This is a genomic window from Micromonospora chaiyaphumensis (assembly GCF_900091435.1).
Taxonomy (GTDB): domain Bacteria; phylum Actinomycetota; class Actinomycetes; order Mycobacteriales; family Micromonosporaceae; genus Micromonospora; species Micromonospora chaiyaphumensis.
On sequence record NZ_FMCS01000008.1, the window covers coordinates 284,517 to 304,285 of the forward strand.

The following is a 19,769-nucleotide window of genomic DNA, read 5'->3' on the forward strand; positions in this document are numbered from 1 at the left end:
CGCCTGTTGCCGCCCCGGTGATCATGAAGTTAGCGGCAGTGGAAACCGCCTTCCAGGGCGCTAACTTCATGATCAATGGGGTGGGGGGCAGGGCGGGGTCCGGCCGTCAGGGGAGGGTGGCCAGGGCCGTCAGGAGGGTGTCGACGTCGGACTCGGTGGTGCCCAGGCCCAGGCTGGCGCGCAGGGCGGTCGCGGGCAGGTCGCGGCGGCCGCTGCGGGTCGCCGCCTCGGTGAGCAGGCGGCGGGCGAGCGGGTGGGCGCAGAACAGGCCGTCGCGGACGCCGATCCGGTGCGCGGTCGCCAGGTGGGCGGCCACGTCGCCGGAGTCCCGGCCGGCGACCACGAAGCTCACGATGCCCACCCGGGGCGCGTCCGGCCCGAAGGTACGCAGCTCCACCACGTGCGGCAGCGCGGCCAGGCCCGCCCGGAGCCGGGCCAGCAGCGCCTGCTCGCGGGCGTGCAGCGCGTCGCGGTCCGCGGCCGCCAGCGCCGCGCAGACCGCCGCCAGCGCCACGGCGCCGAGCAGGTTCGGGGTGCCCGCCTCGTGCCGGGCCGGGCCGGTGGCCCACCGCACCTCGTGGGTGCCCGCCCCGACGTGGCTGGTGGCCCCGCCGCCGGCCAGGTACGGCGGTGCGGCGTCCAGCCAGTCCGCCCGCCCCACCAGCACGCCCGCGCCGAACGGCGCGTACAGCTTGTGGCCGGAGAGCGCCAGGTAGTCGACGTCCAGCGCGGCCAGGTCCACCGGGGCGTGCGGGGCGAGCTGGGCGGCGTCGACCAGGATCCGGGCACCGTGCCGGCGCGCCACCCGGGCCAGCTCGGCCACCGGCCAGCGCTCCCCGGTCACGTTGCTCGCGCCGGTCACGGCGACCAGCACCGGCAGCCCGGGCCGGGCGTCGCGGGACAACTCGCCGAGGGCGGCGTCGAGGGAGCGGACCGCACCGCCCGTGCTGTCCGGCACCGGGAGCCGCACCGAGCCGCGCGGCCAGGGGAGCAGGTTCGCGTGGTGCTCACCGGCGAAGGTGACCACCGTGGTGCCGGCGGGCAGCGCCCGGGCCAGCAGGTTCACGGCGTCGGTGGTGTTCCGGGTGAAGATCACGTGATCGTCGGGGCGGGCGCCGAGGAAGTCCCCGACCGTCTGCCGGGCCCGCTCGTAGGCCAGCGTGCAGCGCCGCGACAGCGCCCCGGCGCCCCGGTGCACGCTCGCGTACCAGGGCAGCAGCTCGGCCACCGCGTCGGACGCCGCCCGCGCGCACGGCGCGCTGGCCGCGTAATCCAGGTTGATCTCCCCCGGTACGCCGAGCACGCCGAGCGGGTCGGGCCGGCTCGGGGTGACGAGCGTGGGCAGCGAGGGTACGAGGGTGACGGTCATGCCGGAGCCTCCCGGGTCCAGGGGACCCCGGGTGGTGGGCACCGGGAACGGGGTCCGCGCTTGCCCAGCACGCGGTTCGGGCTGGGCCCGGTCATCACCCGGGGCACCCCACCGCGAACTCGACGAGGGTTGCCGGCCAGCAAGCCGGGGCTTCGCGCTGGCACTCGTGACCTGATCGGGAGCATAGCGGCCGCGATGCGACCGGACCAGTGGGTCGCGGGTGACTACGCTGACCGCATGGCCGTCACCCCGCCCGGCGGAGCCCTGCCGCCGCCGCCGACCGCGCCCGCCGTTCCACCGGGGTCGCCGGCCCCCCGGATGCCGCTGCGCCGGCTCGGCTGGCGGCGGTTCCTGGCGCTGGCCGGTGTGGTGCTGCTGATCGCCGCCGGCGCGGTCTTCATGGTCTTCACCCTGGGCGAGAGCCTGGGCGCCGAGGCGCTGCTGGTCGGCGTGATCGCGGCGATCCTGCCGGTGCCGGTGCTGGTGTCCTGCTTCCTCTGGCTCGACCGCTACGAGCCCGAGCCGCTGAAATACCTGATCTTCTGCTTCGCCTGGGGCGCGTTCGTCTCCACCGCCATCTCGCTGCTGGTCAACGAGACCGGCGCCCGGCTGTTCGACGCCTGGGGGCTGCCCGCGGCGCTGACCGCCGTGCTGGTCGCCCCGTTCATCGAGGAGCTGACCAAGGCGGCCGGCCCGCTCCTGTTGCTGATCTTCCGCCGCCGGGAGTTCTCCGGTGTCACCGACGGCCTGGTCTACTGCGGGCTCTCCGCGGTCGGCTTCGCCATGGTGGAGAACATCCTCTACCTGGGCGGCTACGGCTACCGCACCGGCGTCGAGGAGTACGGCCCGGCCACCGGCGCCCGCCAGGTGATCGCCATCTTCATCGTGCGGATCCTGCTCTTCGGCTTCGCCCACCCGCTGTTCACCTCGATGACCGGTGTGGGCCTGGGGATCGCCGCGCGGACCGCCGACCGGCGGGTGCGCATCCTCGCCCCGATCGCCGGCCTGCTGCTGGCCATGATGCTGCACGGCACCTGGAACCTGCTGCCCTCGCTGGCCGCCGCCACGGGCCAGCCGCTGATCGCGCTCTACGGCTACATCGGCGTGATGGTGCCGATCTTCTTCGGCATGGTGGGGCTGGCCGTCTGGCTGCGCGCCTGGGAGGGGCGGCTCACCGAGCGCACCCTGCCGGACTACGTCCGGGCGGGCTGGCTCACCCCGCCCGAGGTGGCCGCGCTGGGCAGCCTCGGCCGGCGGCACGCCGCCCGCACCTGGGCCCGGCGGGTGGCCGGTGACGGCGGGGTGCGGGCGATGCGCGGCTACCAGTTCGCCGCCACCCGGCTGGCCCTGCTGCGCGACGGGATGCGCCGTGGGCTGGACCGCAAGCCCGCCGAGCGGGACCGGACGGCGCGGGAGGAGCGGGAGCTGCTGGACGCGATCGGGGCGTACCGGTCGTTCTTCGTGGGCCGGGACCCGCAGGCGCCGGTCGGGGTCTGGGACGGGCAGCGCTACCACCTGCGCTTCCCGGACGGGTCGCAGCGCGCGGTCGATGCTCCGGACGAGCCGGTGGTGCCGATCCCGGTGGTGCTGTCCGCGCCGCCGCCGCCGGCCTTCCCGCCCGGCTATGGCCCCTCCGGCTGGCACGGCGCCCGCTCCACCGCACCGTGGCCGCCGGCCTGACGCGGCTCGCGGGGGCGGGTCAGCTCATGAGGCCGGTGAGGAAGTCGCCGAGGCCCTGGGCGATGGCCATGAGCGCCACCCCGATCCCCTTGAACAGCTGGGCCGCGCCGTCCGGCCGGAAGGCCATGAAGTAGATCAGGAACGCGAGGAATCCCCAGGCGAGTATCTTCTTCACGACTACCGGCATGGTCCCTCCCCAGGGCGCGGTCGTGCCTGGGGCTTCCCGCCGGGCAGCGACGCAAACGGCGGGGGCCGCGCCTAGAGGTAGAGGCCGGTCGAGCCGGTCGACCCGGTCTCCACCCGCTCCGCCGCCACGGCGTGCACGTCCCGCTCGCGGAGCAGGACGTACGCCCGGCCGTGCAGTTCGACCTCGGAGCGGTCGTCGGGGTCGAAGAGCACCCGGTCCCCGGAGACGATGGAGCGGACGTGCGGGCCGACGCCCACCGCGGTGGCCCAGGCCAGCCGCTTGCCGACCGCCGCGGTGGCCGGGATCACGATGCCGGCGGTGGAGCGGCGTTCCCCCTCGCCGTTCTCGGTACGCACCAGCACGCGGTCGTGGAGCAGGCGGATCGGCAGGCCGGCGTCGAGGTTCTGGTCGGCGGTCACGCGAAGACGCTACCGCGTGCCCGCCGGTCGATCCCGATGTGGTTGGGCGGGGCGAGCGGGGGGCAATGTGTGGCGGAGTCGCCCTAGGGTGGGGCGGACGGACGTATCCTGTCCACCCTGTCTCCTGGGCGGACCGAAGTTGCTGGAGGTGCGCTTGAGCCGCTTCGAGCGGATGCGCGGACGGCTCCGCCGCGCGTACGAGTCCGGCCGCGAGTCGGCGCGGGCCCGGCGGGCGGCCGATCCGGACGAGCGCGTGGCCTCGCCCTCCTCGCCCGGCCCGGCGGCGCCCCCGACGGCGACCGTGGTGGGCGCGGAGCCCCCGGCTCCCGTGCACGCCTCGACCATCAGCCAGGACGACGTGGAGGTGCCGCACGCGCTGCGGATCGCCGCGGCCTGGTGCTGGCGGCTCATTGTCATCGGCATCGTGACCTGGTCGCTGCTCAAGATCGTCGGCACGATCCGCATCGTCATCATCCCGCTGGCGGTCGCGCTCCTGCTCTCCGCGCTGCTCGCCCCGGCGGTCGGCTGGCTGCTCAAGGCCCGGCTGCCCCGCTCGCTGGCCACCGGCGTGGTGCTGGTCGGCGGCCTGGCCGCGGTGATCGGCACGCTGACCCTGGTGGTCAACGAGTTCATCCAGGGCGTGCCGGAGCTGAGTGAGAAGTCGTCCCAGGGCGTCCGGCAGATCCAGGACTGGCTCAAGACCGGCCCGTTGCACCTCTCCGACGGCCAGCTCAACCGCTACATCGACGAGGCGCAGAGCTGGATCAACGGCAACACGGAGAAGTTCACCAGCGGGGCGCTCAACACGGCGGCCACGCTGGCCGAGGTGCTCACCGGCACGGTCCTGGTGCTCTTCGCGACCTTCTTCTTCCTCCGGGACGGCAGCAACATCTGGCGGTTCCTGGTCCGGCTGCTGCCGGTCAAGGCCCGCTGGAAGGTGGACGACGCCGGCCGTGCCTCCTGGGCGACGCTCGGCGCCTACGTCCGGGCCACCGTGCTGGTCGCCTTCATCGACGCCGTGGGCATCGGCATCTTCCTGGTCATCTTCGACATCCCGTTCGCGTTCCCGCTGGCCGCGCTGGTCTTCCTGGGCGCGTTCATCCCGATCGTCGGTGCCTTCCTGTCCGGGGTGGTGGCCGTGCTGGTGGCGCTGGTCGACAGCGGCCCGGTGACCGCGCTGATCATCCTGGGCGTGGTCATCGGCGTGCAGCAGGTCGAGGGGCATGTGCTCCAGCCGCTGATCATGGGTCGGGCGGTGGCCATCCACCCGCTCGCCGTGATCATCGGCATCGCCGCCGGGGTGGTGCTGGCCGGCATCGCGGGCGCGCTGGTCGCGGTGCCGCTGATCGCCGTGCTCAACACCGCCATCCGCCGGCTCGCCGCGCGGACCGTGCCGGACACCCCGCCCGACGCCGTGGTGGTCGCCTCCCAGGCGCCCTGACCCGACCAAGCCCCGGACGCCCGCGTCGCCCCTGCCCGGGGAGGCGCGGGCGTCAGCTCTTCCGGAGCCGCTCCAGCGCGCCGCGGGCCACGTCCGGGCGGGTGGTGTACCAGAACGGGGGCAGCGAGCGGCGCAGGAACGGGCCGTAGCCCCGGGCGGTCTCCAACCGGGAGTCGAGCACCGCCACCACGCCCCGGTCGCCGGTGGCCCGGATCAGGCGGCCGACGCCCTGGGCCAGCCGGACCGCCGCGATCGGCACGCTCACCGCCGCGAAGCCGGAGCCGCCCCCGGCGTCGACGGCCGCCGCCCGGGCCGCCGCGAGGGGCTCGTCGGGCCGCGGGAACGGCAGCCGGTCGATCACCACGAGCTGGCAGGAGTCGCCCGGCACGTCCACGCCCTGCCAGAGCGACATCACCCCGAACAGGCAGCTCTCCCGCTCCTCGCGGAACCGGCGGACCAGCAGCGGCAGCGCCTCCTCGCCCTGGAGCAGCACCGGCAGGTCGGTGCGCGCGCGGAGCAGCTCCGCCGCCTGCTGCGCGGCCCGCCGGGAGGAGAAGAGCCCGAGGGTACGCCCACCGAGCGCGCCGACCAGCGCCAGCAACTCCTCGCCGGCCGCCTCGGGCAGCCCCGAGACGCTGGGCCGGGGCAGGTGCGCGGCGACGTACAGGATGCCCTGGCGGGCGTAGTCGAAGGGTGAGCCGACGTCGAGCGACGTCCAGCCGGGCCCCTCGGTGGCCGGAACCGTGCCGATGGCCGCCCGGCTGCCGTCGGTGCTCGCCACCGGGGGCGTGGTGCCGGCACGGCCGGCGGCGGCCGCGCTGGCCAGCGCGGCGGCGGCGGGGGAGGGCGGCGCGGGCGGCGGCGCGTCCAGCCCCAGCGCCCGGGCCACCGTGTCGAACCGGCCGCCGAGTGCCAGGGTGGCCGAGGTGGCGACGACGGTGCGCTCGTCGTAGAGGTGGGTGGCGAGGGTGCCGGCGACCGAGAGCGGCGCCACGACCAGCGCGCGGCGGCTGCCGTTCTCCGGCTTCTCCACCCACGCCACGTCGTGGTCGGCCTCCTCCAGCAGCCGCTGCCCGGTGGTGGATAGCTCGTCGAGCACGGCCTTGGCCTGCTGCTTGCGCACCGGGTCCGGGTCGTCGGCCTTGATGTCGCCGATCGCCTCCAGCGCCGCCCGGGTGGCCGCGTCGAGCAGGGTGCACGCCTCGCGCAGCGCGGGCGGCAGGCCGTTGGTGAGCCGCCCGGCGGGCGCCTCGGCCAGCCCCACGGCGAGCGCGTCGCCGGCCTCGGTGAGCCGTTCGGCCACCTCGGGGCGCAGCAGCGGCCGGGCCCGGCGGGCGGACCGGTCGATGAGCTGGGGCTCCAGCTCGGCCTGTGCCGCCGAGGAGACCCGGTCGGCCAGCTCGTGCGCCTCGTCGACCACGAGCAGCTTGTGCGGCGGCACGATGTGCCGGCCGGCGAGCATGTCGACGGCCAGCAGGCTGTGGTTGGTCACCACGATGTCCGCCTCGCGGGCCCGGGCCCGGGACGCCTCCGCGAAGCACTCCTGGCCGAACGGGCAGCGGGTGGCGCCCACGCACTCCCGGGCCGGCATCGACACGCTCCGCCACACCTGGTCGTCCACGCCCGGGTCCAGCTCGTCCCGGTCGCCGGTGGCGGTCTCCTCGGCCCAGTCGCGCAGCCGCTGCATCTGCTTGCCCAGGCGGCCCGCCTCACCGAGCCACTTCGTGCCGCCGCCGCTCGGGCGCGGCGCGTCGAAGAGGGTGTCCTCCGGCTCCTCCTCGACCGAGCTGTCCAGCCGAGCCAGGCACAGGTAGTGGTGCCGCCCTTTCAGCACCGCGAAGGTGGGGCGGCGGCCGAGCACCGGCTCGACCGCGTCGGCCAGCCGGGGCAGGTCGTGATCGACCAGCTGGGACTGCAGCGCCAGGGTGGCGGTGGAGACCACCACGGGGCCGTCCACGGTCAGCGCCGGGGCCAGGTAGGCCAGGGACTTGCCGGTGCCCGTGCCGGCCTGCACGAGCAGGTGCTCACCGGAGGCGACGCTGCGTTCGATCGCCTCGGCCATCTGCTGCTGGCCGGCCCGCGTCGCGCCGCCCGGGACCGCGCCGACCGCGGCGGCCAGCAGCTCGCCGCCGCCGGGCCGGCCGCCCCGGCGCTTCTTGGGAACGGGGCCGGTGGCGGTGCGGGGCGCGGTCACCGTGCGACCGTACCCGCCGCCGCCGACAGGGGGCGGGCCGCTCCGCCGCGTGGCGTGCCGGGCGCGTCGCGTCCGGTTACCTGCCGATCGCGTCGCGTGGCCGGAATCGGTTAGGGTGCCAGTCATGCCGAGCGACGTGGTCCGCGTGATCTACCGCAAGTACGACGGCAGCGCACACCGCGACTACCCGGCCCGCCGGCTCGCCGAGGACGACCTCGGTGTCTGGCTCGGCGTGCCGGCCGGCACCGAGTCGGTCTACCACGGCCGGCCCTCCGTGGAGCAGATCCCGTTCGTCCTGCTGGTGCCCCACCACGGCTGGTGGACCGGCATGTTCAACCCGCCCCCGCGCACCAGCGAGGTCTACTGCGACATCGCCACTCCCGCCCGCTGGGAGGGCGACGAGACGGTCGACCTGGTCGACCTCGACCTGGACGTGGTGCGCCGGCGCGAGACCGGCCTGGTCGAGCTGCGCGACGAGGACGAGTTCGCCGAGCACCGGGCCCGCTGGGGTTACCCCGACGACGTGGTGGCCGAGGCCGAGGCGGCGGCCCGCTGGCTGCTCGGCGCGCTCGGCGACGGCACCGAGCCGTTCGCCACGTCGTACCGGAAGTGGCTCTCCCTGGTCGTCTGAACCGGCCTCAGTAGCGCGGCGGCCAGCCGCCTTCCTCGACCCCGCTCAGGTGCTCCACCTTCTCGGGGTTGAGCTGGTTGAACACGGCGGTGATCCGCCCGTCGTGCACGGCGAACGAGGTGACCATCCGCAGCGGCCGTCCGTCCCGGTAGACCGTCTCCGCCTGCCAGCCCAGCGTGCCGTCGACCAGCACCGGCCGGGCGTGCAGGGGGCCGCCCCAGCGGGCGGCCTGGCCGAAGAGGCCGAGGAGGAAGCGGCCCGCCAGCTCGGCGCCGACCACCGGCCGGCGGGCGGCCGGGAAGTGCCCGCCGCTGTCGCCGATCACCACCACGTCGGGGGCCAGCACCTCGGCCAGCCGGTCCAGCTCGCCGGACTCGACCGCCGCCATGAACGCGGCGAGCACCTTGTGCTGCTCGGCCAGGTCGGCGGTGTGCCGGGGGACGTCCGGCGCGGTGACCGCGCGACGGCCCCGGGAGGCCAGCTGCCGGGCCGCCGCCGGGGTGGTGCCCAGCACCTCGGCGACCGTGGCGAACGGCACGGCGAAGACGTCGTGCAGCACGAACGCCACCCGCTGCTCGGGGGTCAGCCGCTCCAGCACCACCAGCAGGGCGGTGCCGAGCTGGTCGGTGCGGATCACCCGCTCGGCCGGGTCGGGGGCGAACCCGTCCGCGGCCGGCACCGGGCTCACCACCGGCTCCGGCAGCCACTGACCGGGGTACGCCTCGCGGCGCACGCGGGCGGAGCGGAGCACGTCCAGGCAGATCCGTGAGCAGGTGGTGGTGAGCCAGCCGCGCAGGTCCCGGATCTTCTCGCGGTCGGCCGGGTCGCCGAGCGCGCCCGCGTAGCGCAGCCAGGTCTCCTGGACCGCGTCCTCCGCCTCGCTGCGGCTGCCCAGCATCCGCTGCGCCACCGCCAGCAGGTGCCCGCGTTCAGCCTCGAACTCCGCCGCCCGCTCGTGCACGTCGCGCTCCTCCCGCCCGGAGCCCCCATTCTCCCCGTACCCCCGGATGCCCCGCCGTCCCCGGGTGTGACATCGCTCGGGAGGCGGGTGCGGGCGGGGTGGGTGAGGATCGAGGGATGAGCGGTGTCGACGAGGTGGTGCGGCCCGAGGGCGGGTCGATGCGGGAGCTGCTCCGGGCCGGCCCGGGCCCGGTGGACCTGGCGGCGATCGAACCCCGGTCGACCCCGGGGCTGCCCGCGGCGGCCGGGCGCGGCAAGGGGCGCAAGGAGTGGGCGCGCGGGCAGGTCGAGCTGCTCGGCGCGGAGCTCGGCCGGCAGCAGGAGATGCTCTACGCCGCCGCGAAGGGCGCGGCCGGCCCGGGCAGCGCGACCAGCGCCCCGACCCAGGCCGGCGCCCACCTGGCCGGCGACCGCCCGCGCCGGGTGCTGCTGGTGCTCCAGGCCATGGACTGCGGTGGGAAGGACGGCACGGTCAAGCGGGTGGCCGGCGCCATGAACCCGCTCGGCCTGCACATCCGCTCGTTCGGCCCGCCCACCGAGGAGGAGCGGCGGCACGACTTCCTCTGGCGGATCCGCCGGGCCCTCCCGCCGCCCGGCTACGTGGGCGTCTTCAACCGCTCCCACTACGAGGACGTGTTGATCGCCCGGGTCGAGGGCCTGGTCGACGAGGTCACCTGGCGGGGCCGCTACGCCCTGATCAACGACTTCGAGCGGGAGCTGGCCGGCAACGCCGTCACCGTGGTGAAGGTCATGCTGCACATCTCCTACGCCGAGCAGGGCGAGCGGCTGATGGAGCGGCTCACCGACCCGACGAAGTACTGGAAGTACAACCCGAGCGATCTGGACACCCGGGCCCGATGGGACGATTACCAGGCGGCGTACGCCGAGGCGATCGAGCGGTGCGGCCCGGACGACGCCCCCTGGTTCGTGGTGCCGGCGGACCGGAAGTGGTACCGCGACTGGGCCGTGGCGCACCTGCTCAGCGAGACGTTCGGTGGGTTGGATCTGGGGTATCCGCCTGCCGATTTCGACCTCGCGAGGGAGCGGGACCGGCTGCGGAGCGAGGGCGGGACGAGGCAAGGTGAACAGCAGGTGAACGAGCGGTGAATCGGGCCTGACCAGGGGTGGGCCGGGCGTTGCCCGGTTCCACGGGGTACCTAGCATGCGCAGAGCAGACGCCCTCCGGGGCGACGGCCACCCTTCCACCGACACGACGAGGTCCGTGCTGTGAAGTTTTCCTTCCGTCCCACCGAGGGCGCCTTCTACGAGCTCTTTACCAGGGCCGCGCAGAACCTGGTGAAGGGGACCGAGCTGCTCAACGAGCTGGCTCTGCCGGGCGTCGAGGTCCAGTCCGTGAGCGAGCGGCTCACCGAGGTCGAGCACGACAGCGACCAGATCACCCACGAGCTCTACAAGAAGATCAACTCCACCTTCATCACCCCCTTCGACCGGGAGGACATCTACCGTCTGGGCTCGCTGCTCGATGACGTGATGGACCACCTGGAGGCGGTCGGCAACCTGCTCTACCTCTACGGCCTCACCAAGCTGCCCTCCCTGCCGCGCGAGATGCACGAGCTGGTCAACGTCCTCGACCAGCAGGCCAAGCTGACCGCCGAGGCGATGCCCCGGCTGAAGTCGATGAAGGATCTCGAGGACTACTGGATCGAGTGCAACCGACTCGAGAACGACGGTGACCAGGCCTACCGGATGCTGCTGGTCCGCCTCTTCAGCGGTGAGTACGACGCGCTCACGGTGCTGAAGATGAAGGAGGTGGCCGACGAACTGGAGGCCGCCTGCGACGCCTTCGAGCACGTGGCCAACACAGTCGAGACCATCGCGGTCAAGGAGTCCTGATCCCGTGAGTCCCGAACTCATCGCCGTGCTGGCGGTGATCGTGGTCGCCATGGCGTTCGACTACACGAACGGCTTCCATGACGCGGCGAACGCGATCGCCACCAGCGTGTCCACCCGCGCGCTGACACCCCGGGTCGCCCTCGCGCTGGCCGCCGTCGGCAACTTCGTCGGCGCGCACTTCGGCGCCGGGGTGGCCAAGACGGTCGGCGACGGCCTGGTCACACTGCCCACCGGGATCGAGAGCCTGGGGGTGGTCTTCGCCGGGGTGCTCGGCGCGATCGCCTGGAACCTGATCACCTGGTACTTCGGCCTCCCGTCGTCCTCCTCGCACGCCCTCTTCGGCGGCCTGGTCGGGGCGACCCTGTTCGCCAACGACGGTGTCGTGCAGTGGGGCAACATCCTCGAGAAGGTCATCATCCCGATGGTGCTCTCGCCGGTGGTCGGCCTCGTGCTCGGCTTCCTGGTGATGCTGGCGATCCTGTGGCTGTTCCGGAAGGGCCAGCCCGGCAAGCTCAACCGCGGCTTCCGCTGGGCCCAGACCGCCTCGGCGGCGGCCATGTCGGTCGGCCACGGCATGCAGGACGCCGCCAAGACCATGGGCATCATCGTGCTGGCCCTCTACACGGGTGGCTTCCAGGAGTCCAAGACGCACATCCCCGGCTGGGTGTTCTGGACGTCGGCGGCCATGCTGGCGGCCGGCACCTACGCGGGTGGCTGGCGGATCATCCGGACCCTGGGCCGGAAGATCATCGACCTGGGCCCGCCGGAGGGCTTCGCGGCCGAGACCGTGGCCAGCGCCGTGCTCTACTTCAACGCCCTGGTGCTGAAGGCCCCGATCTCCACCACCCACACGATCACCTCGGCGATCATGGGTGTCGGCGCGACCAAGCGGCTCTCCGCGGTCCGCTGGAACGTGGCCGGCAACATCGTGATCGCCTGGATCATCACGTTCCCGGCCGCCGCGGCGATCGCCTGCCTGGCGTATTTGCTGGTCCGCCCGCTCTTCTGAGCGCCCGACGTCGAGGGGTTCCCCGCCGTGGCGGGGGACCCCTCACGCGTAGGTGACGCCGATCCGGGCCTTGATGTCGTCCACCAGGCCCATCAGCTCCAGGGTGGTGTCGTGCGGCACCAGCGGGCTCTCGATCAGCCCCGCCTCCAGGCAGCGCTGCACCTCGATCGCCTCGTACTGGTAGCCGCCGCCGGCCAGGTCGGCCGGGATGGTCTCCGGCTCCGCGCCGGCCCGGTGCAGCACCGCCGCGGCGGGCCGGTAGAACGGCTCCGGCAGGTCGATCCGGCCGGTCGTGCCGGTGATCGCGGCGGTGATCGCGGTCGCGCCGACGATCCCGCAGCTCAGCGTGGCCACCGCCCCCGAGTCCCAGCCCAGGACGATGCCGGTGTTCTCGTCCACCGACTCAGGGCTCAGCTTCGCCCAGGCGTGCACCTGCTGCGGCACGCCGAGCACCAGGTGGGCCAGGCTCAGCGGGTAGACGCCGAGATCGAGCAGGGCGCCGCCGCCCAGCGTCCGGGCCCGCATCCGGTGCTCCGGGGGGAACGGGCCGGCCGCGCCGAAGTCCGCCCGGACGTGGGTGACCTCGCCGATCGCGCCGTCCCGGATCAGCTCCAGCACCCGCAGGATGAGCGGGTTCGTCCGCATCCACATGGCCTCCATGAGGAAGACTCCGCGGGCGCGGGCCGTCTCGACCAGCTCGGTGGTGGTGGGCAGGTCGAGCGTGCAGGGCTTCTCCACCAGCACGGCCTTGTCGCCGGCCAGGCAGGTGAGGGCCGCCTCGTGGTGCGCGGCGTGCGGGGTGGCCACGTAGATGACGTCCACGTCCGGGTCCGCGGCCAGTTCCGCCCAGGAGGCGTACGCCCGGGGGATGCTGTGCCGCTGCGCGAACAGGTCGGCGCTCTCCCGGGTACGCGAGCCGACCGCCACCAGCTCGGCCCCGGGCGCGAGCCGCAGGTCCTCGGCGAAGCGAGCGGCGATGTTTCCGGTGGCCAGGATTCCCCAACGCGTCATGCCGGCACGCTATCCCGAGCCGTCGCGCCGCCGGGAGGAAGATCCATCCGTCGGGAAGGCTCAGTGCGGTGCGTCGGCCGCGGCCGCTCGGGCGGCCCGCTCGATCGCCGCACGCCGCGCCGCCCAGGTCGCCCTGTCGGGTTCCAGGTGTGCGTATTCGGCTGCTGCCCCGGTGGAGCCGTCGAGCTGTTCGCGGAGGATGTCGGCGTGTCCGGCGTGCCGGCTCGTCTCGGTGAGCACGTGGACCAGGATGTTGAACAGCTTCACGTCGGGGCGTGGCCACCAGGGCACGTACCCGGGCGAGTCGATGGCGAGGGCGTCGATCGTCGCGTCCGAGTGCTTCCACACCCGCCGGTAGCGGCCGATGATCTCCTCGCGCGTCTCGTGCTCGGTCGCCCACATGTCGGTGCCGTCGTCGTCGACGTCCCACGGGGCCACGGGCTCGGGGGACGGCCGGCCGAAGACCTCACCGAAGTACCTGCATTCCATTATCGACAGGTGCTTGACCAGGCCGAGCAGGTTGGTACCCGTCACGGTCAGGGGGCGGCGCACGTCGTACTCGGACAGCCCGTCGAGCTTCCACAGCACCGTCTCGCGGATCGAGCGCAGGTCGTCGTGCAGGTACTCTTTCGCGAACTCATCGATCATGGGCCCCGACCCTGCCATCCGCCGCCCATCGGCGCGGCCCGGGGGCCGACTCAACGGCGCGTCCAAGAGAACAGAGCGGACCGTCGAGGCCGGCCATGGTCCGCGAGCGCCTAGAAATCTGATGACGTGGATGAATCACTTCGGCCCGCCCCATCGCGCCCGGACGGGGATGGGGTGGCGATTCACCTACGACATCAAGTTGGTGGGGCGGGCAAGCCGTCGTCCCGATCGTCCGCTGCCCGCATGATCCACTGCTGGGAACTAGGCTCGGGGGCATGACGATCGACGGCTTCGCGGCGCCGCCCGCCCTGGTGGAGCACGCCCGCCGGTTCCGCGCCGAGGGTGGTGTGCCGGCCGTGCCCCGGGTCGCCGCCACCGTGCTGCTGCTCCGCCCGGCCGGTGCGGACTTCGAGGTCTACCTGATCCGCCGGGTGGCCGCCATGACCTTCGGCGGGATGTACGCCTTCCCCGGCGGCGGCGTGGACCGCTCGGACTCGCAGGCCCACCTGGGCTGGGCGGGCCCGACGCCGGCCGAGTGGGGCGAGCGGCTCCGCCTCGATCCGGCCGCCGCGCAGGCGGTGGTCTGCGCCGCCGCCCGCGAGGTCTTCGAGGAGGCGGGCGTGCTGCTGGCCGGCCCGGACGCCGGGACCGTGGTGGGCGACGTCAGCGGCGACGACTGGGAGGCGGCCCGCCAGGACCTGGTGGCCCGGCGGGCCGGCTTCGCCGACCTGCTGGCCGGGAAGGGCCTCACCCTCCGGTCCGACCTGCTGCTGCCGTGGAGCCGGTGGATCACCCCGGAGTTCGAGCCCCGCCGCTTCGACACCTACTTCTTCGTCGCCCTGCTGCCGGAGGGGCAGCGGACCCGGGACGTCTCCGGCGAGGCCGACCACACGCTGTGGCTGCGCCCGGCGGACGCCCTGGCCCGGGCGGAGGCCGGCGAGCTCACCATGCTCCCGCCCACGATGGTCACCCTCGGCGAGGTGGCCGCCGCCGGCGACCTGGCGGGCGTGGCCCGCGCGGCGGCCGGGCGCGAGCCCGGCACCCCGGTCACCCCGCACCTGGACCTCTCCGACGCCGAGGCGCCCCGCTTCCGCCTGTCCTGACCTCACCCGGCGGCGCGGAGGTAGCGGGCCGCGAGGGTACGCAGGAGGTCGGCCAGTTCGGGCGGGTCCTCGACGGTGAAGTCGAGGTCGAGCAGGCCGAGCCAGACCGCGATGGTCTCCAGCCGGTCGGCGCCGGTGTGCAGGAGGCAGGCCGTGTCGCCGGCCGGCTCGACGGTGCCGACGGCCGGGTTGATCCGGTCGGCCACCACCTCGGCAGGGGCGTGCACGCGCACCGTGGCCCGGTGCCGCCACGCGGCCGCGGAGACCCCGTGCCGGACCCGGTCCACCACGTCACCGGGCAGGTCACGGGCCGCGAAGCGGGGGCCGGTCGGGGTACGCGGGCTGATCCGGTCCACCCGGAAGGTGCGCCAGTCGTCCCGCGCCGGGTCGAAGGCCACCAGGTACCAGCGCCGACCCCAGTTGACCAGCCGGTACGGCTCGACGTCCCGCCGGTCGGCGGTCCCGTCGTGCCGGACGTAGTCGAAGCGCAGCCGCTCCCGGTCGCGGCAGGCGGCCCCGATCAGGCTGAGCGTCCCGGCGTCCACGGTCGGGCCGGGCTGGTCGTGCGGGACCCGGACGGTGTGCGTGTGCAGGGCGGTGACCCGGCGCCGCAGCCGGTGGGGGAGCACCTGCTCCAGCTTGGCCAGCGCCCGCAGCGAGGTCTCCTCGATGCCGGCCACGCTGCCGCCCGCCGCCGTACGCAGCCCGACCGCCACGGCCACCGCCTCCTCGTCGTCGAGGAGCAGTGGGGGAAGGGCCGCGCCGGCGCCCAGCCGGTAGCCGCCGACCGCGCCCCGGGTGCCGTGCACCGGGTAGCCGAGTGCGCGCAGCCGCTCCACGTCGTTGCGCACGGTGCGGGTGCTCACCGCCAGGCGGTCGGCCAGTTCGGCGCCGGTCCAGTCGCGCGGGGTCTGCAACAGCGACAGCAGGCGCAGCAGTCGCGCCGAGGTCTCCAACATTTCCCGGATTCTGCCAGCGCATTAGGAATGGACCGTTCCTAATCCCTTCCTACGCTCGGGGCATGACTGACAACACCGCGATCGTCCCGTTCCGCATCGACGTGACGCAGGCCGACCTGGACGACCTCGCCGACCGGCTGGCCCGGACCCGCTGGGCCGAGGAACTGCCTGCCGACCCCGCCCCGGCCGCTCCCGCCGGCCCGGTCCCGCCCGGCTGGGAGTACGGCGTCCCGCTGAGCTGGGTGCGGCGGCTGGCCGAGCGCTGGCGCACCACCTACGACTGGCGGGAGTGGGAGGCGCGGCTCAACGCGTACCCGCAGTTCACCACCGAGATCGACGGGCAGCGGGTGCACTTCCTGCACGTCCGCTCGCCCGAGCCGGGGGCCACCCCGCTGATCCTCACCCACGGCTGGCCGGGCACCGTTGCCGAGTGGCTGGACGTGATCGGCCCGCTGACCGACCCGCGAGCGCACGGCGGCGACCCGGCCGACGCGTTCCACCTGGTCATCCCGTCCGTACCGGGGTTCGGCTTCTCCGGGCCGACCCGGGAGCGCGGCTGGAACCGTCACCGGGTGGCCCGGGCCTGGGCCGAGCTGATGCGCCGCCTCGGCTACGAGCGGTACGGCGCGGCCGGCAACGACCTCGGCGCGTTCGTCTCCCCCGAGGTGGGCCGGGCCGACCCGGAGCACGTGCTGGGGGTGCACGTCACGCAGGTCTTCTCCCTGCCGTCCGGTGACCCCGCCGAGCTTGCCGCGCTCACCGAGGAGGAGCGGGGCAAGGTGGCGTTCGCCGACTGGTTCGTGCAGCGGCGGGGCGCCTACGACAAGCTGCACTCGACCGAGCCGCAGAACGTCGCGCACGCGCTGGCCGACTCGCCGGTGGGCCTGCTCGGCTGGCTGGGCCAGCTCATGGGGGACCAGATCGACGTCGACCACGTGCTCACCAACACGACGATCTACTGGTTGACCAACACGGCCGCCTCGGCGGCCCGCTACTACTACGAGGACGCCGAGGTGGTGCACCCGACACAGAAGGTCAACGGCCGGGGCACGGCGGTGCCGGAGCCGACCACCGTGCCGCTCGGCCTGGCCAACTTCGCCTGGGACTTCCAGTCGATCCGCACGCTCGCCGAGCGCGACCACAAGAACATCGTCTCCTGGCACACGTACGACCGGGGCGGGCACTTCGCCGCCCACCAGGTGCCCGACCTGCTGGTGACGGACCTCCGGCGGTTCTTCGCCGCGCTGCGCTGAGCCGGCGCGGACACGCCGAGGGCCCCGGTCGGGATCGACCGGGGCCCTCGCGGACCGGGCTTGTCAGCGGCTCAGCCGAAGCGGCCGGTGATGTAGTCCTCGGTCTTCTTCTGGCTCGGGTTGCTGAAGATCTTCTGGGTGTTGTCGTACTCGATGAGCCGGCCCGGGTCGCCGGTCTTCTCGATGGAGAAGAAGGCGGTCCGGTCGGACACCCGGGCGGCCTGCTGCATGTTGTGCGTGACGATGATGATGGTGAACTTGTCCTTGAGCTGGAACATCAGGTCCTCGATGGCCAGCGTGGAGATCGGGTCCAGTGCCGAGCAGGGCTCGTCCATGAGCACCACCTGCGGCTCGACCGCGATGGTGCGGGCGATGCAGAGCCGCTGCTGCTGACCGCCGGAGAGGCCGGCGCCCGGCTTGCCGAGCCGGTCCTTCACCTCGTCCCAGAGGTTCGCCGAGCGGAGCGCCTTCTCGGCCGCCTCCTCCAGGATCGACTTGCGCCGGACGCCGTTGAGCCGCAGGCCGGCCACCACGTTCTCGAAGATGCTCATGGTGGGGAACGGGTTCGGCCGCTGGAAGACCATGCCGATCATCCGGCGGACGGCGGTGACGTCGACGTCGCGGTCGTAGATGTCCTGGTTGTCGATGGTCAGGCTGCCCTCGACCCGGGCACCCGGGAGCACCTCGTGCATCCGGTTGATCGACCGCAGGAAGGTGGACTTCCCGCAGCCGGACGGGCCGATGAGGGCGGTGACCGTCTTGGGCTCGACGGTCAGGTTGATGTTCTCGATCGCCTTGAACCCGCCGTAGTAGGCGGTGACGTCGGTGGCTTCGATGCGCTTGGCCATGGTGGCGGTACCTCCGGGGTTCATCGGCCGAGCCGGTTACGACGGGCCAGCAACTTCGCCGCGACGGTCAGGACGAGGACGAGGACGACCAGGGTCAGCGCCGCGGTCCACGCCCGCGCCGGCGAGTACTTCGAGGCCTCGCCGGCCTGCTGGTAGACGAAGAGGGCCAGCGACGACTGGTTGTTCTCGAACGGGTTGAAGTTGATCGCGGCGCCGCCGCCGGCGACGAGCAGCACCGGCGCGGTCTCGCCGGCCGCCCGCGCGATGGCGAGCATGATGCCGGTGACGATGCCGGGCAGCGCGGTCGGCAGCACGACCCGCAGGATGGTCTTCCACTTCGGTACGCCGAGGGCGTAGGCGCCCTCGCGCAGCGGGGCCGGCACGAGGCGGAGCATCTCCTCGGTGGAGCGCACCACGGTCGGCAGCATGAGCACGCTCAGGGCCAGCGCGGCGGCGAAGCCGGAGAAGCCCGGCCGGCCGTCGTTGAACCACGGCGAGACGACCAGCACCCAGAAGGCCAGCACGAACAGGCCGGTGACGATCGACGGGATGCCGGTCATCACGTCCACGAAGAAGCGGATGGTGAAGGCGAACCGGCCCCGGCCGTACTCGACGATGTAGATCGCGCACAGCACGCCGAGCGGGACGGTGATCAGCGTGGCGATGCCGACCTGCTCCAGGGTGCCGATGATGGCGTGGTAGGCGCCGCCGTTGGCGTCCCGGGCCCCGATGTTGTTCATCGAGGTGCCGAAGAAGTTGCCGTCCAGCCGCTCGGTGCCCTTGCTCACCAGGGTCCAGACCACCGAGGCCAGCGGCAGCACCGCCAGCACGAAGGCGGAGTGGATGAGCGCGCTCCAGGTCCGGTTGCGGGCGGCCCGCCGGCCCTCCACCGCCTTCGCGGCGGTGTAGAGGCCGGCCAGGTAGAGCAGCGCGGCGATGACCACGACCAGGACCGGGCCGCCGATGCCGGCGCCGTAGACGATGCCGGCCGAGACCAGCAGTGCCACGACGGCGATGGCGGGCGCGGCGTACGCCGGGAGTCGCCGGGCCCGCAGCGTGAGCGGCTGGGCCGGCGGCTGCGGGCGGTGGGAGGTGACGGTGGTGGTCATGCGGCCGACTCCGTGAACTCGCGGCGGCGGTAGATGATCGCCCGCGCGGTGATGTTGACCATCAGCGTGATCGCGAAGAGCACCAGGCCGGAGGCGATGAGCGCGCCCCGGCCGGTGTCGTTCGCCTCGGCGAACCGGTTCGCGATGTTCGCGGCGATCGAGTTGCCACCGCTCTGCAGGATGTTGAACGAGATGGCGTACGTGGAGCCGAGGGTCAGCGCCAGCGCGATGGTCTCGCCGAGCGCCCGGCCCAGGCCCAGCATCACGGCGGCGATGACACCCGGCCGGCCGTAGGGCAGGACGGCGGTGCGGACCATCTCCCAGCGGGTGGCGCCGAGCGCCAGGGCGGCCTCCTCGTTGGCGGTCGGGGTCTGCCGGAACACCTCGCGGGAGAGCGAGGTGACGATGGGCAGCACCATGATCGCCAGCACCACCGAGCCGAGCAGGATCGAGCTGCCGTACGGGCCCTCGCCGAAGATCGGGATCCAGCCGAAGTACTTGTTCAGCCAGGCCGACAGGTCGGCGACCGGCTGGGCGAAGTAGTCGCGGCCCCACAGGCCGAAGACCACGCTCGGCACGGCGGCCAGCAGGTCGATGAGGAAGCCGAGGGCGTTGCCCAGGCGGCGCGGGGCGTAGTGCGACAGGTAGAGGGCGATGCCCAGCGCCACGGGCACCGCCATGAGCAGCGCCAGCAGCGAGCTCAGGACGGTGCCGAAGGCGAGCGCGCCGATGCCGAACTTCGGCGGGTCGTCGTTCGGGAACCAGCCCTCGAAGGTCCAGAAGGACTCGGTGTTGACCCGCAGGGCCGGCACCGCCTTGGCGATCAGGAAGATCGCGATGGCCGCGATGACCACCAGGACGGTGGTGCCGGCGGCCAGGGTCAGGCCACGGAACGCGCGTTCCGCGCCGAAGGCCCGGGCCCGGGGCAGCCCACCGCCGCCACCCAGGCCGTTGTCGGGGATGCCAGGGATGCCGGAGGGCTCGGCCACACGCGCCGAGGCACCGGCGGGCCACTCGTGGCTCGTGGCCACGCGGGTCCCGCCGGTGCCGGCGTGCGCCGAGCGGTGAGGGGTGTCACCCATCTGCTCGCTCGC

19 protein-coding genes and 1 riboswitch are annotated in these 19,769 nt (G+C 73.6%); of the genes, 8 read left to right on the forward strand and 11 right to left on the reverse strand.

What is annotated here, in order from left to right:
• Positions 1-106 precede the first annotated feature (106 nt).
• A complete protein-coding gene (locus tag GA0070214_RS22390; protein ID WP_091267402.1) occupies positions 107-1,369 on the reverse strand; it encodes an aminotransferase class V-fold PLP-dependent enzyme in 1,263 nt (420 codons plus the stop codon).
• A 51-nt stretch (positions 1,370-1,420) separates the two neighbouring features.
• Positions 1,421-1,541, reverse strand: a riboswitch (SAM riboswitch).
• 23 nt (positions 1,542-1,564) lie between these two features.
• Between GA0070214_RS22390 and GA0070214_RS22395 the strand changes: the two genes are divergently transcribed.
• Complete coding sequence (locus GA0070214_RS22395; protein ID WP_091267406.1) at positions 1,565-3,049, forward strand: PrsW family intramembrane metalloprotease; 1,485 nt, start codon at positions 1,565-1,567, stop codon at positions 3,047-3,049.
• A gap of 19 nt (positions 3,050-3,068) precedes the next feature.
• Here GA0070214_RS22395 and GA0070214_RS31960 read toward each other — a convergent pair whose 3' ends face one another.
• Both GA0070214_RS31960 and GA0070214_RS22400 read right to left on the reverse strand, forming a co-directional pair.
• The gene (locus GA0070214_RS31960) at positions 3,069-3,236 is read right to left on the reverse strand and encodes a hypothetical protein (RefSeq protein WP_167364318.1); all 168 of its coding nucleotides are present in this window, start codon (positions 3,234-3,236) and stop codon (positions 3,069-3,071) included.
• Between the two features lie 71 nt (positions 3,237-3,307).
• Positions 3,308-3,655: a GroES family chaperonin gene (locus tag GA0070214_RS22400; protein ID WP_091267408.1), complete on the reverse strand. Its 348-nt coding sequence runs from the start codon at positions 3,653-3,655 to the stop codon at positions 3,308-3,310.
• 172 nt (positions 3,656-3,827) lie between these two features.
• Here GA0070214_RS22400 and GA0070214_RS22405 point away from each other — a divergent pair, with 172 nt between their 5' ends.
• Entirely contained in the window at positions 3,828-5,096 is a 1,269-nt protein-coding gene (locus tag GA0070214_RS22405; RefSeq protein WP_139141892.1) for an AI-2E family transporter, read from the forward strand.
• 52 nt (positions 5,097-5,148) lie between these two features.
• Here the strand turns inward: GA0070214_RS22405 and GA0070214_RS22410 are convergent, their stop codons facing one another.
• Entirely contained in the window at positions 5,149-7,290 is a 2,142-nt protein-coding gene (locus GA0070214_RS22410; RefSeq protein WP_091267411.1) for an ATP-dependent DNA helicase, read from the reverse strand.
• A 124-nt stretch (positions 7,291-7,414) separates the two neighbouring features.
• Here GA0070214_RS22410 and GA0070214_RS22415 point away from each other — a divergent pair, with 124 nt between their 5' ends.
• Positions 7,415-7,921, forward strand: a complete 507-nt coding sequence (locus GA0070214_RS22415; RefSeq protein WP_091267414.1) for a DUF402 domain-containing protein — start codon at positions 7,415-7,417, stop codon at positions 7,919-7,921.
• Between the two features lie 7 nt (positions 7,922-7,928).
• On the opposite strand, the gene sigJ is transcribed toward GA0070214_RS22415, so the two are convergent.
• A complete protein-coding gene (sigJ, locus tag GA0070214_RS22420; RefSeq protein WP_091267417.1) occupies positions 7,929-8,882 on the reverse strand; it encodes an RNA polymerase sigma factor SigJ in 954 nt (317 codons plus the stop codon).
• Between the two features lie 116 nt (positions 8,883-8,998).
• Here sigJ and GA0070214_RS22425 point away from each other — a divergent pair, with 116 nt between their 5' ends.
• The 3 genes from GA0070214_RS22425 (at position 8,999) to GA0070214_RS22435 (ending at position 11,744) form a co-directional block, all read left to right on the forward strand.
• Positions 8,999-9,988, forward strand: a complete 990-nt coding sequence (locus GA0070214_RS22425) for a PPK2 family polyphosphate kinase (RefSeq protein WP_091267419.1) — start codon at positions 8,999-9,001, stop codon at positions 9,986-9,988.
• 120 nt (positions 9,989-10,108) lie between these two features.
• Positions 10,109-10,735: a DUF47 domain-containing protein gene (locus GA0070214_RS22430; RefSeq protein WP_091267422.1), complete on the forward strand. Its 627-nt coding sequence runs from the start codon at positions 10,109-10,111 to the stop codon at positions 10,733-10,735.
• Between the two features lie 4 nt (positions 10,736-10,739).
• On the forward strand, positions 10,740-11,744 hold the full coding sequence (locus GA0070214_RS22435) for an inorganic phosphate transporter (protein WP_091267425.1): 1,005 nt from the start codon (positions 10,740-10,742) through the stop codon (positions 11,742-11,744).
• A 42-nt stretch (positions 11,745-11,786) separates the two neighbouring features.
• Here GA0070214_RS22435 and GA0070214_RS22440 read toward each other — a convergent pair whose 3' ends face one another.
• On the reverse strand, positions 11,787-12,755 hold the full coding sequence (locus GA0070214_RS22440; protein ID WP_091267428.1) for a Gfo/Idh/MocA family protein: 969 nt from the start codon (positions 12,753-12,755) through the stop codon (positions 11,787-11,789).
• Between the two features lie 60 nt (positions 12,756-12,815).
• Positions 12,816-13,403: a DinB family protein gene (locus GA0070214_RS22445; protein WP_091267431.1), complete on the reverse strand. Its 588-nt coding sequence runs from the start codon at positions 13,401-13,403 to the stop codon at positions 12,816-12,818.
• A 275-nt stretch (positions 13,404-13,678) separates the two neighbouring features.
• On the opposite strand from GA0070214_RS22445, the gene GA0070214_RS22450 reads away from it, so the two are divergent.
• Positions 13,679-14,506, forward strand: coding sequence for an NUDIX hydrolase (locus tag GA0070214_RS22450; RefSeq protein WP_091267434.1), 828 nt, complete (start codon positions 13,679-13,681; stop codon positions 14,504-14,506).
• A gap of 2 nt (positions 14,507-14,508) precedes the next feature.
• Here GA0070214_RS22450 and GA0070214_RS22455 read toward each other — a convergent pair whose 3' ends face one another.
• A complete protein-coding gene (locus GA0070214_RS22455) occupies positions 14,509-15,465 on the reverse strand; it encodes a helix-turn-helix transcriptional regulator (protein WP_091267437.1) in 957 nt (318 codons plus the stop codon).
• 62 nt (positions 15,466-15,527) lie between these two features.
• Between GA0070214_RS22455 and GA0070214_RS22460 the strand changes: the two genes are divergently transcribed.
• Positions 15,528-16,718 carry an epoxide hydrolase family protein gene (locus tag GA0070214_RS22460; RefSeq protein WP_091267439.1) on the forward strand — a complete coding sequence of 397 codons (1,191 nt, stop codon included), beginning with the start codon at positions 15,528-15,530 and terminating at the stop codon, positions 16,716-16,718.
• Positions 16,719-16,789: 71 nt separating this feature from the next.
• Here GA0070214_RS22460 and pstB read toward each other — a convergent pair whose 3' ends face one another.
• From pstB to pstC, 3 genes are read right to left on the reverse strand one after another with little or no spacing between them, the layout of a single operon-like run.
• Positions 16,790-17,566, reverse strand: a complete 777-nt coding sequence (gene pstB, locus GA0070214_RS22465; RefSeq protein ID WP_091267442.1) for a phosphate ABC transporter ATP-binding protein PstB — start codon at positions 17,564-17,566, stop codon at positions 16,790-16,792.
• Positions 17,567-17,586: 20 nt separating this feature from the next.
• The gene (pstA, locus tag GA0070214_RS22470; protein ID WP_091267445.1) at positions 17,587-18,675 is read right to left on the reverse strand and encodes a phosphate ABC transporter permease PstA; all 1,089 of its coding nucleotides are present in this window, start codon (positions 18,673-18,675) and stop codon (positions 17,587-17,589) included.
• On the reverse strand, positions 18,672-19,757 hold the full coding sequence (pstC, locus tag GA0070214_RS22475) for a phosphate ABC transporter permease subunit PstC (protein ID WP_091267448.1): 1,086 nt from the start codon (positions 19,755-19,757) through the stop codon (positions 18,672-18,674). The genes pstA and pstC overlap by 4 nt, the downstream gene beginning before the upstream one ends.
• Positions 19,758-19,769: the final 12 nt, after the last annotated feature.

What these genes read in the sequence shown, in the direction of transcription:
- GA0070214_RS22460 (WP_091267439.1), top strand. Translation starts at nt 15,528, where the DNA reads ATGACTGACAACACCGCGATCGTCCCGTTCCGCATCGACGTGACGCAG.
- GA0070214_RS22450 (WP_091267434.1), top strand. Translation starts at nt 13,679, where the DNA reads ATGACGATCGACGGCTTCGCGGCGCCGCCCGCCCTGGTGGAGCACGCC.
- pstB (WP_091267442.1), bottom strand. Translation starts at nt 17,566, where the DNA reads ATGGCCAAGCGCATCGAAGCCACCGACGTCACCGCCTACTACGGCGGG.
- GA0070214_RS22395 (WP_091267406.1), top strand. Translation starts at nt 1,565, where the DNA reads ATGCGACCGGACCAGTGGGTCGCGGGTGACTACGCTGACCGCATGGCC.
- pstC (WP_091267448.1), bottom strand. Translation starts at nt 19,757, where the DNA reads ATGGGTGACACCCCTCACCGCTCGGCGCACGCCGGCACCGGCGGGACC.
- GA0070214_RS22425 (WP_091267419.1), top strand. Translation starts at nt 8,999, where the DNA reads ATGAGCGGTGTCGACGAGGTGGTGCGGCCCGAGGGCGGGTCGATGCGG.
- GA0070214_RS31960 (WP_167364318.1), bottom strand. Translation starts at nt 3,236, where the DNA reads ATGCCGGTAGTCGTGAAGAAGATACTCGCCTGGGGATTCCTCGCGTTC.
- GA0070214_RS22440 (WP_091267428.1), bottom strand. Translation starts at nt 12,755, where the DNA reads ATGACGCGTTGGGGAATCCTGGCCACCGGAAACATCGCCGCTCGCTTC.
- GA0070214_RS22415 (WP_091267414.1), top strand. Translation starts at nt 7,415, where the DNA reads ATGCCGAGCGACGTGGTCCGCGTGATCTACCGCAAGTACGACGGCAGC.
- GA0070214_RS22445 (WP_091267431.1), bottom strand. Translation starts at nt 13,403, where the DNA reads ATGATCGATGAGTTCGCGAAAGAGTACCTGCACGACGACCTGCGCTCG.
- GA0070214_RS22405 (WP_139141892.1), top strand. Translation starts at nt 3,828, where the DNA reads ATGCGCGGACGGCTCCGCCGCGCGTACGAGTCCGGCCGCGAGTCGGCG.
- pstA (WP_091267445.1), bottom strand. Translation starts at nt 18,675, where the DNA reads ATGACCACCACCGTCACCTCCCACCGCCCGCAGCCGCCGGCCCAGCCG.
- GA0070214_RS22390 (WP_091267402.1), bottom strand. Translation starts at nt 1,369, where the DNA reads ATGACCGTCACCCTCGTACCCTCGCTGCCCACGCTCGTCACCCCGAGC.
- GA0070214_RS22455 (WP_091267437.1), bottom strand. Translation starts at nt 15,465, where the DNA reads ATGTTGGAGACCTCGGCGCGACTGCTGCGCCTGCTGTCGCTGTTGCAG.